We start from the raw sequence: 15,629 nt of genomic DNA on the forward strand, positions 1-15,629 counted from the left end.
CTAATGTATCACAGCTTCTCGTAAAGTTTCGTTACTCTGAAGGTCGGCGATCACCGTTTCGCCGCCAAGCACCCGCTGGCCGGCCACGACCAGCGGGGCGACCCCCTCGGGCAGGTAGATATCAACCCGGCTGCCGAAACGGATGAGCCCATAGCGCTCGCCGGCCGTGACCTCCTGGCCAGGTTTCAGTTCGGAGACGATGCGCCGCGCCACCAGTCCGGCGATCTGGACGAAGGCGATCTTCCGCCCGTCCGGGAGTTCCAGGCTGGCGGCCGAACGCTCGTTTTCCTCGCTCGCCTTGTCGAGACTGGCGTTCAGGTACTTGCCTGGCCGGTAGACCACCTCGTCGATGCGCCCGGTGGCCGGAACGCGGTTCACGTGCACGTCAAAGATATTGAGAAATATACTGACCCGCGTCCGCTCGCCGCCGTCCATATCGAGGTCGGCCGGCGGGGACGCCCTGGCGATCATCTGGACGCGCCCGTCCGCCGGGCTCACGATGAGGCCATCGCGCACCGGCGTGACCCGGTCGGGATTGCGGAAGAAATAGACGCACCAGAGCGTCAGTATCGCGAGGATGAGCCCCAGCGTATCGGAGAGGGCGGCGGCAAGGAGCGTAAGCGCCGCCCCGCCCGCGATGAACGGAAATCCTGCCCGGTGGATCGGGACAAAGACCGTATCAAGCGCGGAGAACGGGGACCTGGTCAGTTTGGCCATGGAGGATGCTGTCTCTCGTCAGTTTTCCCGGCTGGGCCGGGTTGGCCGCATCATTGCCCCTCAGCCTCCAAAACGCCAAGCGATATATCTTCCGACGTGAGGGGGCCGTTGAAGATCATTTCGATCAGGCCCGCGTAGATTGTCCCATGATTGGTCTGGTAATCAATGGCCGCCCCCATGGCCGCCCAATACGCGTGCCCGTCCGGATTGTCTTCGGGTGTATAGCGCTCGGCCGGCTGATACAGCCATTTATGGAATTCGCCCGACTTGTCATAGGTTTCGCCGTGGCTGGCGTTCCAGATATCCGGGTTGATATAGGCGATTTTCCGCGAATAGGGGTGGTCCGCTGGCGGGATCGCCTCGACCACGAAAGTCTCGCGCAGCTCCCATTCTTTCTTGGGATGCCAGTATGGCGCCTTGGCCAGTTCAAGGGTGGGAAAGGTCTCGTCCAGGCTCTGGGCATTCTCCTCCCAGTGCACGTGGCCCGTCGATTTCGCATCGATGACCAGCATCTGGCGGCCGATAAGGCGGAAATCCTCGTACCAGGTGGGGAAGGCGCCCAACACGTCGAAATCGTCGTTCAGGTAATCGGTGCTGCCCAGCGGGTCCATCCAGTTGCCGCCTGAAAGCCGGCGGACACGCCGGAGGTCGCGGATATAGGCCCAGGTATCGTCATACGCGCCGGTGTTATAACGAATATTGAACGTGCCCACCCCCTTCAGGTCCTGAGGCGCCATCGCGGAGAATATTTCCTTGTAAAGGATCGTGCCGTCCCCCAGCAGGTGGTGGTCGCTCGACGCGCCGTAGCGTCCGGCCATCCAGATGCGCCGGAAGTTCCAGTGCTGGACACGTTCGACTCCCTGTTGTCCATCGATCAGGATCCAGACAAATCGCCGCCGGTGCAGGCTGTCGCCATGGCTCCGCCCGTAGGCCTGATTCCAGGCCACTTTCCAGCCGACATGCGGATCGGCCGGGTCGATGTCGGGAAACGGCACGCCACCGATCCAGCCGACGGGGCGGCGTGTTTTGGCGTCGTAGGTGACGGCCGTGCGGTTGCGTTCGTTGAGGGCGGCGTAATGCGGATCGATCTCGAAAGGGTGGCTCTTCCCCAGGGTCACTTCGAGATTATGCTCGCGGATCTGCCAGACCACCCGCTCGATCATGACATCGGAAAGCTTGTGCCCCTGAAAATTGCGGCCCAACATATCGTCGAGATTTTGGGCCGTGATCTTATCGCCGATGCAGGCCGCTGTTTCGGGGCACGGGCCGTCAGCCGGCGCGCCAAGCGCCGCCGGTCCGGTCGAGACCGTCCAAAAAAACGCGGCCATGACCGCTCCGAATCGCCGATAACTCCCGTTCATTCCTGCCTCGCAATCCGATGTGACGACCTTGGCCGGGTCTTGCCCGGGCCACTTGCCGGCTAGTGTTCCAGCCGCCCAGACTAATAAGTCCTCGTCGGTCGCGCAATCCGCCCGGCTCCCCAAGGAGCCCAAATCGGCCTCGCGCAGCGTGGCCGCTGCTCACGAATTCGTGCTCCGTCCGGCCGGCTGACCATCGACGGCCGCCGATGGCTGAATTACCCTCCCCGTCCGCTCGATTCCAAAAAAGAAGGCTGATTCGTTCGTCAATGAGACCGGCCAGAACCGGTCGCGAGCTTACGGATAGTAAGACCGGGGCGAAAAACCGTCATGAGGCGTGGCCGTTCCGATGCGGCCGGGAGAGACCATGATTTCTCGCAGAAGGGTTCTTCAGGGAGCCGGCGTCCTCACGGTTCTGGCCGCCGCCGGCGCGGTCTACCGCGCGACGACGACCGGTATCTTTTCCGCCGGTGAAGGCGTCGCGTACGAGCCGTGGCGCGCCTGGTCGACCGAGATGGCAACCGGACCGCTGGCGCTGGTGCGTGCCGGCATCCTTGCTTCCAGCGCTCACAACACCCAGCCGTGGCTGTTCCGGGTCTACCCGGACGCGATCGAGCTCTATGCGGACCCGGCGCGGAATCTGGGGCCGCTCGACCCGATGCGTCGGGAAATGTTTGTCAGCCTGGGCTGTTGCCTCGAGAACATGGTGCTGGCCGCCGTGCCCGCGGGTTACAAGGTGGACCTCGATGTCAGGCCGGGCCCGCTCGAGGCGATCGCCCGCGCCAGTGGCCCTGAACTGGTCGCGCGACTTGATCTTGGTGCGGGCGAGAAATTCACGTCCGGATTCTTCAACTACATACTGGCCCGGCGCACCAATCGTGGTCCCTACCAGCCCGACGTGCCCCTTTCCGGCATGGAACTCACGACGCTGAACGGCATGGCGGACAAGTATGACGACCTCACGCTGACCGTGTTCGTGCCCAGACTCGCGCGCGAGAGACTGGGGGCGCTCATCGTCGACGCGACGGAAGCGATTATCGCTGTGCCCGAAATGGTGCGGGCCACTGACGCCTGGATCCGCCCCAACCGTGCCGAAGTCGCGGCGCACCGGGACGGGCTGACGCTGGATTCGCTGACGCTGCCGCCGGCACTGACCGCGCTGGCCAAAATGCTGCCGGCGCCGGATGCGGCCACGATGCACGAGATGTGGCTGGAAGCGACGCGCGATGTGCATGTGGCGACGGCCGCTGCCTTTGGCGTTGTGTCAGTCGAAAACCCTCTCGACCGGTTGACGAGCCTGCGCGTGGGCCGGCTCTGGCAGCGCCTGCACCTGTTTGCAACCCGGCGGGGCGTCGCCATGCAGCCCCTCAACCAGCCGCTAGAGATGCGGGATCGGGAAATGGTCCTTGGCCTGAGCCCGGAATTCACCCGCCGGCTCGAAAGACTGACCCCCAACGGCCGGACCGCTCATTTCCTTTTCCGCGCCGGATTCCCTGTGCGACCGGCCGCGCCAAGCCCGCGCCGCAGCGCCGAAGAGGTCGTTCTGGACCGCGTGGCACGGCGGTGAAGCGGGGTCGGCGGCCGGAAGACAGGGGATCGGTCGGGATGGGAAAACGGCGGTTATCTGTTGTGATCGCGGGACAGGACCGGTATACAGCCCCTCTCGCGGGCCCTCGGCCCCGGGGTGGCGCTGCCGCGGTGCTGAAATTGGTAGACAGGCTGGTTTCAGGTACCAGTGGGCGAAAGCCCGTGAGGGTTCGAGTCCCTCCCGCGGCACCACCAACCCCGCTTCGCGAGCAGGCTTGTCCCCAAATCGGCTGAATTTGCCGCACCGGCCCGGCGACCGGGCCCGGTGATCCGACCCGGTGATCCGACCCGGCCGGCCGGCCGTATCCTTCCATGACAAATGCGCCGTGTCCTCCTGTTCGAGACCGGTGCGAGGCCCCGGTTGGACGGTTTCACGGGGTCCGCCCCTCCCTCCCCCTAGGCGGGCCCTGTAACCGCACCAGCCGTCCGCCGGGGCTTCCCACCGAATGACGCGTTCGGCGCATTTGTCACCCCTATTCGCGAGATCTCCTCGGGTGCCGGGATGCCGGTGCCGGGCGGCGGAGCAGCCAGGCGATGACTTTTTCCGATTGCATCGATAGGTTTGACGTCACGACGCTTGACGGTTTGTGGCGAAGGAAGATGGCCATCGGTTCTAAAATCGGCGCACGGTCCGGAATGTCCCGTGCCGCCACGAAAAAGGAAGTGTCCGGTGGCGCGCAGGCCCCCGGCACCTCGCCTGAAGAGCTGGCCGATCTTCTGGAGACTGTCGCCCGGCAGCAGGATCGCGCCGCCTTTTCGCGCCTTTTCCGGCATTTCGCGCCCCGCTTGAAGGCCTATGTCATGCGCGGCGGTGGTGATCCGGCGGTGGCGGAGGAAATCGTGCAGGAATGCATGGTCACGGTCTGGCGCAAGGCCGGCACTTATGACCGGTCCAAGGCGAACGTCTCGACCTGGATGTTCACGATCGCGCGGAACAAGCGTATCGATCGTCTGCGCCGCGAAAATCGCCCCATGCCGAGCGCCGACGATCTTGAAGATCTTTCTCCTGCCGCCCAGCCGGCCGATGAACGTCATGAGGCCGGCCTCCGGCGCGAAAAAATCCGCACCGCCATGGCCGGCCTTCCGCCCGAACAGATCGAGGTCCTGGAAAAGGCTTTTTTCGAGGACCTTTCCCACCAGGCGGTCGCGATGGAGCTTGGCCTGCCGCTAGGGACGGTCAAATCGCGCATCCGGCTCGCACTGGTCCGGTTGAAGAGTCAAATGGACCCGGACGATTTGCCATGATCACTCATCATCCGTCTGATGAACTCCTGATGGAATACGCGGCCGGCACGACCGCCGAACCCGTGGCCCTCGTCCTGGCCGCGCATCTCTCGCTCTGTGGGACATGCCGGCGCGAGCTTGCCAGGCTCGAGGAGATTGGGGCGGCTTTTCTGGACTTGGCGCCGCCCGCTCCGCTGGACGACGGCGCGCTCGCTGCCGTGCTCGATGCCATCGAGGCAGGCGCCGGGGCGTCCGAGGATGAGAGCCGCAGGGCATCCGCCGATGGCGCGACGCTGGACGACGAGACCCGCCGGCTTCTGCCCCGGCCGGTCTGGCCTTACCTGAACGGTTCTCTTGCGGATTTACCGTGGCGCGGACTGGGCCGGTCGGTGCGCACTCTCCCCATTGTCGCCACGCGCCGGGGCCCGCACAAAAAGGCGCGCGCCAGCCTGTTGCGGCTCGCGCCGGGGGCCATGGTGCCGGCTCACACCCATCGCGGTTCCGAATATACGCTGGTGCTGGACGGTCATATCGAGGACGGCGCCGAGAAATTCGTCAGGGGTGATCTCGCCGTGCTGGACGAGACCACGCATCACACGCCGAAGGCCGGCGCGGACCGCGAGTGCCTTTGTCTGACGGTTCTGGACGCGCCTCTGCGCTTCGGCAATCCCTTCGTCGAGTTGCTGTATCGCGCTCTTCCGGGCGCCCGTCTGTAGTTTTCCCCAAACCTGTTCTCGGGCCGGCACAGCGGGGGTGCCCGGCACGAAAATGATGCAGGGAGGGGTAGTTAAGGGGAGGGGGGGCGAACCGGTGATCGATCGTCTGGTGCAACTGTTTCCGCTTTGGGCGCTGCTGGGGGTCGCAGCCGCCTATAGCTGGCCGGGGCCTTTCGAGGGGTTGGGGAGCTGGATAGGCCCGCTTCTCGGTCTCATCATGCTCGGCATGGGGCTTACCCTGACGCCCGGGGATTTCCTGCGTGCCGTTCGCCGGCCAGGCTTCGTTCTCCTGGGCCTTGGGCTTCAGTTCTCGGTCATGCCGCTGGCGGCCTGGGCCGTCGGCCTTGCCCTCAATCTCGATCCCGTGCTCCTCGTGGGGCTCATTCTGGTGGGCGCAGCGCCGGGCGGGACAGCCTCCAACATCGTCACATATCTCGCGCGCGGCGATGTCGCGCTTTCAATCACGCTGACCACGGTCTCCACCCTCGTGGCCATTGTCCTGACGCCGCTCCTGACATGGTTGCTGGCCGGCCATCGGATCACGGTTCCGGCATGGGAGATGCTCGAGACGATGATTCTCATCATTCTTCTGCCGGTGGCGGTGGGGACGGTGGTCAATACTGTTGCCGGGCGCCATCGCCACGCGCTTGTGGCCGTGTTTCCGCTGATCTCCCTGGCCGCGCTGGTTCTGATCCTGATGGTGATTTTCGCCCTCAACCGGGCCCAGCTCGAAATCCTGGGCCTGACCCTGTTTCTCGCGGTTCTCGCCCACAACGCCATTGGCCTGGCGGCGGGCTACGGCGCGAGCCGTCTGTTCGGCGCCGATCGGCGCACAGCCCGCACCCTGGCGATCGAGGTGGGGATGCAGAATTCCGGCCTCGCCGTGGCACTGGCGGCCAAGTTTTTCCCGGCCGCCGCCGCCCTGCCGGGCGCAATCTTCTCGATCTGGCACAACCTGTCCGGCGCCGCGCTCGCAGGCTTCTGGCGTCGCGGATCGGCGACAGACATCCGCCCGGGCCAAAATCGCGCCAAAGTTCTCCGGGGCCAGGGTGAAGAACATTAAGATATTGTTTTATTTACATAAAAATAATATGAAGGACTTCTCCCTCCGGTCGAGAACGGGTAAAAATTCACCCCCCTCTTCACCCTTTGGCCGATTGCGGACCCGCCGGGCTGGTTTATCGTCCGTCCTCGATCGCCATCGCCTGCCCGCGGGCAAGAAAATGTGAGCCGGGGGATACCGGCCACAACGAGAGGGGAGTTCCACTTATGTCTGATCTCAAATTCGGGATGTATGTCGAGTTTCAGTGCCCGCCGGGCCAGGATCACGCCGAGCTCATCAACGACGTGATTGCCGCGGCCGAGCATCTGGACGACCACGGATTTTCAAGCTTCAACACGCTCGAACACCCGTGGTTTCCCAAATTCGCCATTAACGTGGCGCCGATGCCGTTGTTCGTGAAACTGGCCGAGCGCACGCGCAATCTCCGCTTCCGCACTCTTTGCCATACCCTGCCGCTTCATAATCCGATGGTGCTCGCCGGCGAGATCGCTGAAACGGATATTCTGACCAACGGGCGGATCGATTGCGGTATCGGGCGTGGCCATGGCTGGTTGCAGGAACCCGCCAATATCCCGTTCGAGGAGAGTCTCGGCCGGTTCAACGAAGCGATTGAAATCCTGATCAACGGCTGGACGAAGGAGCGCTTCGATTTCCACGGCCAGTATTACACCTGCGAAAACCTCGAAATCGTGCCCAAGCCGATCCAGAAACCACATCCGCCGATCTATCAGGTGGGGACGAGCTCCAAGTCGTTCACCCAGGCGGGTCAGCGCGGCTGGAATATCGTGATCGGTGGTCCGGCCCCGACGAGCCTTTTCGTCGAGCCCTACAACGTCTATGTCGATTCCTGCAAGTCGGCCGGCAATACGCCCAATGTCGGCTATGTGAAGGCGATTTATCTCGATGAGGACGAGAAGGTGGCGATGCGCGAGGCGGAAACCGCCGCCATGCGCTTTATCGAATACAATACCTCGCCGCTTTTCGAAATGGACCGCCCCGAGGAGAAGCGCGAGCGACTCCGGGCCGGCGGCTTCCATTTCTATGCGGTGGACGACTTTCTCAAGTTGCGCGACCTGTCGTTCCAGGATCTCGTTGATATGGAAATCGTCTTCGTCGGTACACCCGAGAAGGTAACGCAGCAGTTCCTCAAGTTGTATGACACGATCCAGTATGACGAGCTGATCATCATCAGCAATTATGGTGGCATGGAACTGAACAAGACGATCAAGAATCAGGAGCTTTTCGCTCGCAAGGTGGCGCCGGCTCTGCGTCGGGCCATTGCCGAGAAGAAAAAAGCGGCCGAATAGGGCGGCCGCGAGGGTTTGGGGCCTTTCCCCCAGGTGGGCCCCAAAACAGCCCGGAATTTCCGGGCGGTTCCTCCAGGTCTGCGGGCGGCCCGGACATGTCGTCCCGCAGGCTTCCTCTCCAAGCCTGGCCTGCTCCTTCGGGAGCGGGCCAGGCCTTTCTTTTTTGCCTCCACGGGCGGGCCGTGGGTAGGATGGCGCCCAAGACAGGCAGAAGCGTGCATAAGACCCGGGGGAGGAACTCGTGCCGTCCGAAACACCGACACCGTTTGATGCCAGGACATTACCGAAACTGACCGGCCCGTCGCGGGCGCCCGCCTCGGGCGGACCGGCGCGCCAGCTTGTCGTGCTGTTACATGGTGTCGGCAGCAATGGTGAGAACCTGATTCCACTGGCCGATGCCTGGCGGGCGCGCCTGCCGGACGCGGCCTTTATCGCCCCGAACGGACCGTTTCCGTTCGATATCGAGCCTATGCCGGATGCTTATCAGTGGTTCAGCATCAGCGGCATTACCCGCGAGAACCGCCCCGCCCGGGTGGTGGCGGCGGCACCGATCATCGAATCTTTTCTCGATGAAATGCTGGCGTCGCACGGCCTGGCCAACCGCGATCTGGCGCTGATCGGGTTTTCGCAGGGCACGATCATGTCCTTCCATCTGGCACTGACCCGCACGCCCGAAATCGCCGGAATCGTCGGCTATTCCGGGCGCCTGCCGGACCCGGATGGCGACTTCTCGACCGTCGCCGCCAAGCCGCCCATGCTGCTGGTGCACGGCGCGGCCGATCCGGTCATCCCCATTGCGCATCTGGACGAGGCGGCCAAAAAGCTCATCCCGGCGGGCGTCGCGGTGGAGACCGTGGTTCGGCCCGGCCTGCCGCACAGCATCGATAATGAGGGCCTGGAGCGCGGCGGCGATTTCCTCGCCCGGATCTTTGGCGTCAGGCCTTAGGGAACAAAAACAAGCGATCCCACGGTCTGGCGTGATTCCACGGCGCGGTGCCCTTCGGCCGCATCCCTGAGCGCCATGCTGCGATCGACCCTGACCTTGAGGACACCGTCGCGCAGGTAGCCAAAAACGTTCTCGGCAATCGCCAGCAAATCTTCGCGCTCGGCGACCTGTGCATAAAAGCTGGGCCGGGTGAATTTCTGTTCCGTCAGAAGATCGAGAGTCATGAGCTGAAGCGGTTCGGGCAATCCGCTTGCCACGCCGAACAGCCCGAGTGTCCCGAAGCGGTGAAGACAGCGGACTGACTCGTAAAACGTGTCCTTGCCGATGGAATCATAGATGACATCCGCGCCGCGCCCGTCTGTGATCTCAAGCACTCGGTCGGCGAAATTTTCGCGGGTATAGATGATGGGGTGCGTGCAGCCGTTCTGGCGGGCGATTTCGGCCTTTTCCTCGCTGCTCACCGTGCCCATGACCTCGGCACCCAGATGCTTCGCGATCTGGCAGACCATGAGGCCGGTACCGCCGGCGGCCGCGTGAATGAGCATCTTCGTGCCCGGTCCCACCTTGTAGGTGCGCTTGAGCAGGTAATCGGCGGTCATGGCGGCGACCATGCTCGCTGCCGCCGTCTCGTCCGGAATATCGTCGGGCAGCGGGATCAGCCGGTCGGCCGGGAACACCCTCTTTTCGGCGTAGCTGCCAACGGGCAGTCCGGCGCAGCCGACCCGGTCGCCCGGCTTGACCACGCTTACGCCGGGACCCACCGCCTCGACAACGCCGGTCGATTCGACGCCGGGGATAAAAGGCAGCGCGGGACCGGGATAGGTGCCCATGCGCAGTCCCACTTCCATCAGATTCATGCCGATCGCCGTCTGACGGAGCAGGGCCTCCCCCGGGCCGGCTTTCCCCGCCGGGCGGACAAGGTGCAACAGGAAGTGACCCGGGAGCAATCCTAATGGCAAAAATGCGTGCGGTGCAGGTTCCATCGGCGGGAGCGGATTTCGAGCTTGTGGAGCGCGACGTGCCGGAGCCGGGGCCTCGCCAGGTGCGCATCAGGGTTGAGGCATGTGGCATCTGCCACAGTGACCAGATCATCAAGGACGGGCTCTTCCCGGGGATCACCTATCCACGGATTCCCGGCCATGAAATCTCGGGGATCGTCGACAGGCTGGGACCGGAGGTTGCCGGCTGGAAGGTCGGCGACAAGGTGGGTGTCGGCTGGCATGGAGGCCACTGTTTTGTCTGCCGCGCCTGTCGCAAAGGTGATTTCGTGCATTGCGAGAACCAGGACATCACGGGTCTCTCGGTCGATGGTGGATACGCCGAATACGCCATCGTCCGACAGGAAGCGCTGGCGCATCGCCCGGGGGAGTTGAGCGCGGCCGAGGCGGCGCCCCTGTGCTGTGCGGGCATCACCGTATTCAACGCCTTGCGCAATGCGGGGGCGCAGCCGGGCGATACTGTCGCCGTGCTGGGCGTGGGAGGACTCGGTCATCTCGCGATCCAGTTCGCGGCCAGGCAGGGCTATCGCGTCATTGCCATTTCGGGCAGTGCCGACAAGCAGAACCTGGCCAGGACGCTCGGCGCGCATCATTACATCGATACGTCGCGCGAGGACATGGCCGAAGCGTTGATGAAGCTGGGCGGCGCCGAGGTTATCCTGGGTACTGCGCCCGACGTGGCCCCGCTCACGGCGGCCGTGGGCGGGCTGGGTCGGCGCGGCCGGCTTCTCATTCTCGGCGTGTCGGCCGGCAACATGGAAATCAGCCCCGTTCACATGGTCATGGGCAGCCGGTCCGTTGCCGGCTGGGCCAGCGGCTCGGCCGTTGATTCCGAGGATACGCTCAACTTCAGCGCGCTTACAGGGGTCCGGCCGATGGTCGAGACGTTTCCGCTCAAGGATGTCGCTGCCGCCTACCAGCACATGATGGATAACCGGGCACGTTTCCGGGTGGTTCTCGAAATCTAGTCAGCCGATCGTGGCAAACAGCCAGGCCAGAATGAAATGAAGCCCGTACAGAAGGGCGTAGATTACAAGCCCGATTGCGGCCGCAGTCGCAAGGACACGGGCATGGCGCCAAAAAGGATGGTCGATCGCGCGTCGCAAAGCGGTCCGTCGCATTGATGGGCCTCGTCCCGGTTGCGGGATTGAGTTGGACTCACCGGCGTCCGGGGATGGCTTAACATGGCACTCATTGAAGGAAAAGCGAGGTGGAAATGTCTCTGAAGGAAGAACTCGATCAATTCAGGGCCGGCATGGCGGAAAAGATCCCCCCGGAGGTTCGGGAAATCATGGGAAAGGCCATTGAGGAAATCCGCGCGGCCGGGCTCGACAAGAAGGCGCCGGCAGCGGGCGCGAAGGCGCCGGACTTCGATCTTCCCGATGCCACGGGAAAAACCGTTTCGTCAGCGGAGTTGCGCGGGAAGGGGCCGATGGTCCTGACGTTCTATCGCGGCGAATGGTGTCCTTTCTGCAATCTGGAACTTAACGCGCTGCAAAAGAAACTGCCTGAAATCGAGGCGCTGGGCGCCAGCCTGGTCGCCGTATCCCCCCAGACACCCGACCATTCCCTGTCCATGACGGAAAAGAACAATCTTTCCTTCGCCGTGCTGAGCGACGTTGGCAACACCGTGGCACGGAAATACGGGCTGACATTCTCGTTAAGCGAAGACCTCAAGCCGGTCTACAAGCAGCTGGGGGTCGATCTTGCCGCGTTCAACGGGACCGACGATTATGAATTGCCGATGGCGGCGACTTTCGTGATTGATGAAGACGGGGCCGTGCTGTTGTCCCATGTGGACGCCGATTACACATCGCGGCTCGAGCCGGACGAAATCGTGGCGGCCCTCAAACAGGCGAAAGCCTAGAAGGGAGACGGATGAGCGGGGAACGCGACGCCGTCCTGTTCGCGAACGAAGCCTTCTATCTCGCTTTCCGGACAGGCGATCTCGCAGCCATGGATGCGCTCTGGGCGCAGCGCGCGCCCGTGTCCTGCATTCATCCCGGCTGGGCCGCGCTGACCGGCCGGGAGCGCGTCATGGGCGGCTGGTCCGCCATCCTGCGCCATGGCAGCGGGGGCCAGATCGAATGCCGGCACGCGGAAGTTCAGCAATATGGCGAGTCAGCGCTTGTCATCTGCTACGAGGTTCTGGACGGCACCGTGCTCGTCGCCTGCAATGGCTTCGTCAAGCAAGACGGACGCTGGCGGATGGTGCATCACCAGGCCGGGCCCGCCAACATGGTGCCGGGTGAGCTGGCGATGGACGACGATTCGAGCTCGGACACGGAAGGCGACCCGGGCTCGAATATGGTCCATTAGGCGCGCTTTCACGCGCGCCGGGTAAGACGCATGACCATGCCCCAGCGCGGCCGGAGGGTGATCAGCGCGACAGGTTCGACCGGAAATCCGGGAGCCAGCCGGGCGCGGTAACGCTGAAGCAGGCTCACGAGTGCAAGCTGCGCCTCCACGAGGGCGAAGTTCTTTCCGATGCAGGTGCGCGGGCCGCCGCCGAAAGGCAGATACGCGTACGGGTGGCGCGCCCTGACGGCCTCCGGCCGGAAACGGTCGGGGTCGAATCGCTCGGGCGCTTCCCAGAGTCTCTTGTGTCGATGCAGGACCCAGGGCGCGATCATCACCTCGGCGCCCCGGGGAATGTCATATGATCCAACCCGGTCTGGCCCGAGCGCATGGCGGCCAAAGGTATGGGCGGGCGGATACAGCCTGAGCGCCTCATCGATCACCTGGCGCGTGTATGCCAGGTTGCGCGCGTCATCGTACAGAGGTGGCCGGCCACCCAGAACCCCGTCCCATTCGGCAAGAAGCCTGCCTTCGACCTCGGGATGCTGGGAGACGAGATACATGGTCCAGGTGAGCGCGTTGGCGGTGGTTTCGTGTCCGGCCGCGAAAATTGTCATCACCTCGTCGCGAATCTGCCGGTCGCTCATTCCCTGGCCCGTTTTTTCGTCGCGGGCCGACATCAGCATGTCCAGCAGGTCGCCCTGTTCGCCCGGATTGTCCCGGCGCGCGCGAATAAGGCGGCCGACGATCTCGTCGAGTACCCGCTGCGAGGCTTCGGCCCGCCGCGCCCGGGGGCGGGGGATCCAGTCGGGCAGGCCGAACAAATCGCTGATGGCAGGCCGGCCGGTCAGCTCCTGGATGCGCGAGAGGTGCGTATGCACGTCTGCCGCGGCCGGGCCAATATCGCTCGAGAACATCGTCCGCACGATGATCCGAAGCGTGAGGTTCATCATGTCTTCGAGAATGTCGCGTTCCTCCTCGCGGGCCGCGGTCGCGTCCCAGAGGCGGGCAGTCTCTTCTGTCTCCGCCACCATGATCTCGGCCATGATCTTGAGGCGGCTGTGATGGAAAGCGGGATTGATGATCCGCCGCTGGCGAAGCCAGACGTCGTCTTCGCTTGTCAGCAGGCCGTTGCCGAGGCCGCGCTTCAGAAGCCGGAGCCCGATAACGCTCTTGTGATAATTGGCGGCATTGTCCGTCAGGACGTGCCGGATGCATTCGGGCTCGTTCAGCAAAATGAACCGGGTGAACAAGAGCCGGTTATAGATGACCCCTTCTTCGAAGGCTTCCGCTGTCCAGTTCCGCAGCGGATTTTCCTGGCTTTGACGCAGAAATTCGAAAAACCCGATCTCGCGCCGCGGTTTGGGAATAATCGGCCGCGCCGGCGGATAGGAAGACGCTGCGAACCGGGCCATGAACAGCTCCGCCAGGGACCCGTCAGGATTCCGCCGCGTCCTCGGCCGACCCGGCGGCTTTCCGCGAAGCGCGCGTCCCGGCGTTGACCATGACCAACCCTGCCAGCATGGCGATCAGGGCCAGCACGAACCAGAAATTCGGCACTTCATTAAAAATCACGCTCGCCCAGGCGATGCCGGTGATCAGCGTAAAATAATTGAATTGGGAGAAAAACACGGGGCCTGCGCGATGGATCACTTCGAAGAAGAAGAAGATGAAAAGTGCCATGACACCGCCCACGGTCAGAACCGCGAAATCCACGTCGGTCACGGGCGGCAGAGGTGCGTAGCCGCTGCCGAAGAAAAGGGCCGCCGGCAGCATGGCCAAGGCCGACGCCAGCAGCAGGCCAAAGGCGAGGGTGATGGAGGGCGAATCAGGTGGCCGGAAGATAACGGCCAGCACGTTCGACATCGCAAATGAAAGCGGAGCGACGAGGGCGACCGCGATCCAGACGAGTGCGTCGCCCTCAGGCAGCGCGCCTTCCGGGATCACCAGAAACAGCACGCCGCCCAGGCCGGTCGTCAGCCCCAGCACGCTGAGCCAGCGGAAGCGATCCATGCGGAAAATCAGAGCCATGACATATGTCGAGGCGGGCACCAGGGCGAGCAGCAGCGCCACGACACTGGCCGGCAGATGGGGGGCGGCCAGCGTCAGGAAGATGAATGGCAGGGGAATGCCGAAAAATCCCGTCGCGATATATGCCTTGATATGTGCGGCGGAAAAACGCGGCCGCCGCCGGCTGAACAGGCAGATGGCGCCGGCGACCGTGGCGCCCAGGAAGGAGAACCAGAAAGCGTAGACGAGCGGATTGACCCCCGCCTCGCCGACAACCTTGTTCATCGAGGGCACCACCCCGTAGCACAGGGCGGCAAGCCCGAGCATGACAGCAGGCACCCAACTGGCGGGCATGACCTTGGCCCAGAGATCGACGCGTCCGACGCCGGGCGTTTCCGTGATGGGGTCTGGCGATCCGCCGGGGGCGGGCGTGTCATCGGGCCGGCTCATGGCATTATCCTTTTTCTGGGGTGAAACGGCTGGACCGGAGATTATCAGGCCGGGTTCCGCCACGTCAAAGTCAGTATCGGGGCTGATCGGGCCCGTCAGGCCGGCGGGGCTGCCCTGCTCCCGTTGGCGTGGGCAGGCGTGCCTGTGCTATGAAAGCGGGCCCGGCCGAGTGCGCCGGGAGAAAACGCGGTCAAGCGTCCTTTGCCCGGCCGCCGATCCCCCAACCCCTAATCCAATGGAAACCCATGATTGATCTTTACACGTGGCCCACGCCCAACGGGCACAAGGTCCATATCATGCTCGAGGAAACCGGCCTCCCTTACCGGGTGATCCCGATCAACATCGGCGAAGGCGATCAGTTCGATCCCGAATTTCTCAAGATCAGCCCGAATAACAAGATGCCGGCGATCGTCGATCAGGAATCAGCCGACGGGAAGCCGTATTCGCTGTTCGAATCAGGTGCAATCCTGATCTATCTCGCCGAAAAGACCGGCAAGTTCATGCCCAAGGACGTGCGCGGATGCTACGACGTCATACAATGGCTCATGTTCCAGATGGGCGGTGTCGGCCCGATGCTGGGCCAGGTGCACCACTTCCGACGCTATGCGCCCGAAACAATTCCCTACGCCATCGACCGCTACACTAATGAGGGCAAGCGTCTGTACGGGGTCGTCAATAAGCGGCTCGAGGGTCGTGATTACGTCTGTGACAAGTACTCGATCGCAGATATGGCGATATTCCCATGGATGCGGCTGCATGAAGGTCAGGAAATCGACATCGGACAATTTCCGAACGTCAAGAAATGGCTGGCACGTATCGAGAAACGTCCGGCCGTCAAGCGCGGCCTCGCGGTGCTCAAGGAATCTCGCCAGGAAGGGCCGATGAGCGACAAGGCAAAGGAGCTGCTGTTCGGGAAGTCGCAATACCAGGCACGCTGACCCGGCGCGCTGCTCGA

At 63.5% G+C, this 15,629-nt stretch carries 16 protein-coding genes and 1 tRNA gene; 11 read left to right on the plus strand and 6 right to left on the minus strand.

Annotation, left to right across the window (positions count from 1 at the left end; translation table 11 throughout):
• Window positions 1-717 carry a phosphatidylserine decarboxylase gene (locus tag RLQ26_01210; GenBank protein ID MEQ9087343.1) on the minus strand — a complete coding sequence of 239 codons (717 nt, stop codon included), beginning with the start codon at window positions 715-717 and terminating at the stop codon, window positions 1-3.
• 50 nt (window positions 718-767) lie between these two features.
• Entirely contained in the window at window positions 768-2,045 is a 1,278-nt protein-coding gene (locus RLQ26_01215) for a DUF1329 domain-containing protein (protein MEQ9087344.1), read from the minus strand.
• A gap of 397 nt (window positions 2,046-2,442) precedes the next feature.
• Here RLQ26_01215 and RLQ26_01220 point away from each other — a divergent pair, with 397 nt between their 5' ends.
• The 7 genes from RLQ26_01220 to RLQ26_01250 all read left to right on the plus strand — a co-directional run bounded on the left by RLQ26_01220 (window position 2,443) and on the right by RLQ26_01250 (window position 8,918).
• Window positions 2,443-3,642 carry a hypothetical protein gene (locus RLQ26_01220; GenBank protein ID MEQ9087345.1) on the plus strand — a complete coding sequence of 400 codons (1,200 nt, stop codon included), beginning with the start codon at window positions 2,443-2,445 and terminating at the stop codon, window positions 3,640-3,642.
• A gap of 125 nt (window positions 3,643-3,767) precedes the next feature.
• Window positions 3,768-3,854 (plus strand) — tRNA-Leu (locus tag RLQ26_01225).
• A 342-nt stretch (window positions 3,855-4,196) separates the two neighbouring features.
• Window positions 4,197-4,907, plus strand: a complete 711-nt coding sequence (locus RLQ26_01230; GenBank protein MEQ9087346.1) for a sigma-70 family RNA polymerase sigma factor — start codon at window positions 4,197-4,199, stop codon at window positions 4,905-4,907.
• Complete coding sequence (locus RLQ26_01235) at window positions 4,904-5,602, plus strand: ChrR family anti-sigma-E factor (protein ID MEQ9087347.1); 699 nt, start codon at window positions 4,904-4,906, stop codon at window positions 5,600-5,602. The genes RLQ26_01230 and RLQ26_01235 overlap by 4 nt, the downstream gene beginning before the upstream one ends.
• Window positions 5,603-5,696: 94 nt before the next feature.
• The gene (locus tag RLQ26_01240) at window positions 5,697-6,665 is read left to right on the plus strand and encodes a bile acid:sodium symporter family protein (protein MEQ9087348.1); all 969 of its coding nucleotides are present in this window, start codon (window positions 5,697-5,699) and stop codon (window positions 6,663-6,665) included.
• 206 nt (window positions 6,666-6,871) lie between these two features.
• Complete coding sequence (locus RLQ26_01245; GenBank protein MEQ9087349.1) at window positions 6,872-7,972, plus strand: LLM class flavin-dependent oxidoreductase; 1,101 nt, start codon at window positions 6,872-6,874, stop codon at window positions 7,970-7,972.
• A gap of 241 nt (window positions 7,973-8,213) precedes the next feature.
• Window positions 8,214-8,918, plus strand: a complete 705-nt coding sequence (locus RLQ26_01250) for a dienelactone hydrolase family protein (protein MEQ9087350.1) — start codon at window positions 8,214-8,216, stop codon at window positions 8,916-8,918.
• On the opposite strand, the gene RLQ26_01255 is transcribed toward RLQ26_01250, so the two are convergent.
• Window positions 8,915-9,901 carry a quinone oxidoreductase gene (locus RLQ26_01255; protein MEQ9087351.1) on the minus strand — a complete coding sequence of 329 codons (987 nt, stop codon included), beginning with the start codon at window positions 9,899-9,901 and terminating at the stop codon, window positions 8,915-8,917. The genes RLQ26_01250 and RLQ26_01255 overlap by 4 nt on opposite strands.
• Here RLQ26_01255 and RLQ26_01260 point away from each other — a divergent pair.
• Entirely contained in the window at window positions 9,871-10,884 is a 1,014-nt protein-coding gene (locus tag RLQ26_01260; GenBank protein MEQ9087352.1) for an alcohol dehydrogenase, read from the plus strand. The two genes, RLQ26_01255 and RLQ26_01260, sit on opposite strands and share 31 nt — an antisense overlap.
• Here the strand turns inward: RLQ26_01260 and RLQ26_01265 are convergent, their stop codons facing one another.
• The gene (locus RLQ26_01265) at window positions 10,885-11,037 is read right to left on the minus strand and encodes a hypothetical protein (protein ID MEQ9087353.1); all 153 of its coding nucleotides are present in this window, start codon (window positions 11,035-11,037) and stop codon (window positions 10,885-10,887) included.
• A gap of 95 nt (window positions 11,038-11,132) precedes the next feature.
• On the opposite strand from RLQ26_01265, the gene RLQ26_01270 reads away from it, so the two are divergent.
• Window positions 11,133-11,783, plus strand: a complete 651-nt coding sequence (locus tag RLQ26_01270) for a peroxiredoxin-like family protein (protein ID MEQ9087354.1) — start codon at window positions 11,133-11,135, stop codon at window positions 11,781-11,783.
• 11 nt (window positions 11,784-11,794) lie between these two features.
• Window positions 11,795-12,235, plus strand: coding sequence for a nuclear transport factor 2 family protein (locus tag RLQ26_01275; protein ID MEQ9087355.1), 441 nt, complete (start codon window positions 11,795-11,797; stop codon window positions 12,233-12,235).
• A gap of 8 nt (window positions 12,236-12,243) precedes the next feature.
• On the opposite strand, the gene RLQ26_01280 is transcribed toward RLQ26_01275, so the two are convergent.
• Complete coding sequence (locus RLQ26_01280; protein ID MEQ9087356.1) at window positions 12,244-13,629, minus strand: cytochrome P450; 1,386 nt, start codon at window positions 13,627-13,629, stop codon at window positions 12,244-12,246.
• Window positions 13,630-13,651: 22 nt separating this feature from the next.
• Complete coding sequence (locus RLQ26_01285) at window positions 13,652-14,674, minus strand: DMT family transporter (GenBank protein MEQ9087357.1); 1,023 nt, start codon at window positions 14,672-14,674, stop codon at window positions 13,652-13,654.
• A 245-nt stretch (window positions 14,675-14,919) separates the two neighbouring features.
• Between RLQ26_01285 and RLQ26_01290 the strand changes: the two genes are divergently transcribed.
• Window positions 14,920-15,612, plus strand: a complete 693-nt coding sequence (locus tag RLQ26_01290) for a glutathione S-transferase N-terminal domain-containing protein (protein MEQ9087358.1) — start codon at window positions 14,920-14,922, stop codon at window positions 15,610-15,612.
• Window positions 15,613-15,629: the final 17 nt, after the last annotated feature.

Source organism: Alphaproteobacteria bacterium (assembly GCA_040220875.1).
Taxonomy (GTDB): Bacteria; Pseudomonadota; Alphaproteobacteria; order JAVJVX01; family JAVJVX01; genus JAVJVX01.

Excerpts from the sequence above, each read along its gene's own strand:
- RLQ26_01265 (MEQ9087353.1), bottom strand. The coding sequence starts at position 11,037 with ATGCGACGGACCGCTTTGCGACGCGCGATCGACCATCCTTTTTGGCGC.
- RLQ26_01235 (MEQ9087347.1), top strand. The coding sequence starts at position 4,904 with ATGATCACTCATCATCCGTCTGATGAACTCCTGATGGAATACGCGGCC.
- RLQ26_01275 (MEQ9087355.1), top strand. The coding sequence starts at position 11,795 with ATGAGCGGGGAACGCGACGCCGTCCTGTTCGCGAACGAAGCCTTCTAT.
- RLQ26_01215 (MEQ9087344.1), bottom strand. The coding sequence starts at position 2,045 with ATGGCCGCGTTTTTTTGGACGGTCTCGACCGGACCGGCGGCGCTTGGC.
- RLQ26_01230 (MEQ9087346.1), top strand. The coding sequence starts at position 4,197 with ATGACTTTTTCCGATTGCATCGATAGGTTTGACGTCACGACGCTTGAC.
- RLQ26_01280 (MEQ9087356.1), bottom strand. The coding sequence starts at position 13,629 with ATGGCCCGGTTCGCAGCGTCTTCCTATCCGCCGGCGCGGCCGATTATT.
- RLQ26_01245 (MEQ9087349.1), top strand. The coding sequence starts at position 6,872 with ATGTCTGATCTCAAATTCGGGATGTATGTCGAGTTTCAGTGCCCGCCG.
- RLQ26_01220 (MEQ9087345.1), top strand. The coding sequence starts at position 2,443 with ATGATTTCTCGCAGAAGGGTTCTTCAGGGAGCCGGCGTCCTCACGGTT.
- RLQ26_01290 (MEQ9087358.1), top strand. The coding sequence starts at position 14,920 with ATGATTGATCTTTACACGTGGCCCACGCCCAACGGGCACAAGGTCCAT.
- RLQ26_01270 (MEQ9087354.1), top strand. The coding sequence starts at position 11,133 with ATGTCTCTGAAGGAAGAACTCGATCAATTCAGGGCCGGCATGGCGGAA.
- RLQ26_01285 (MEQ9087357.1), bottom strand. The coding sequence starts at position 14,674 with ATGAGCCGGCCCGATGACACGCCCGCCCCCGGCGGATCGCCAGACCCC.
- RLQ26_01210 (MEQ9087343.1), bottom strand. The coding sequence starts at position 717 with ATGGCCAAACTGACCAGGTCCCCGTTCTCCGCGCTTGATACGGTCTTT.
- RLQ26_01260 (MEQ9087352.1), top strand. The coding sequence starts at position 9,871 with ATGGCAAAAATGCGTGCGGTGCAGGTTCCATCGGCGGGAGCGGATTTC.
- RLQ26_01255 (MEQ9087351.1), bottom strand. The coding sequence starts at position 9,901 with ATGGAACCTGCACCGCACGCATTTTTGCCATTAGGATTGCTCCCGGGT.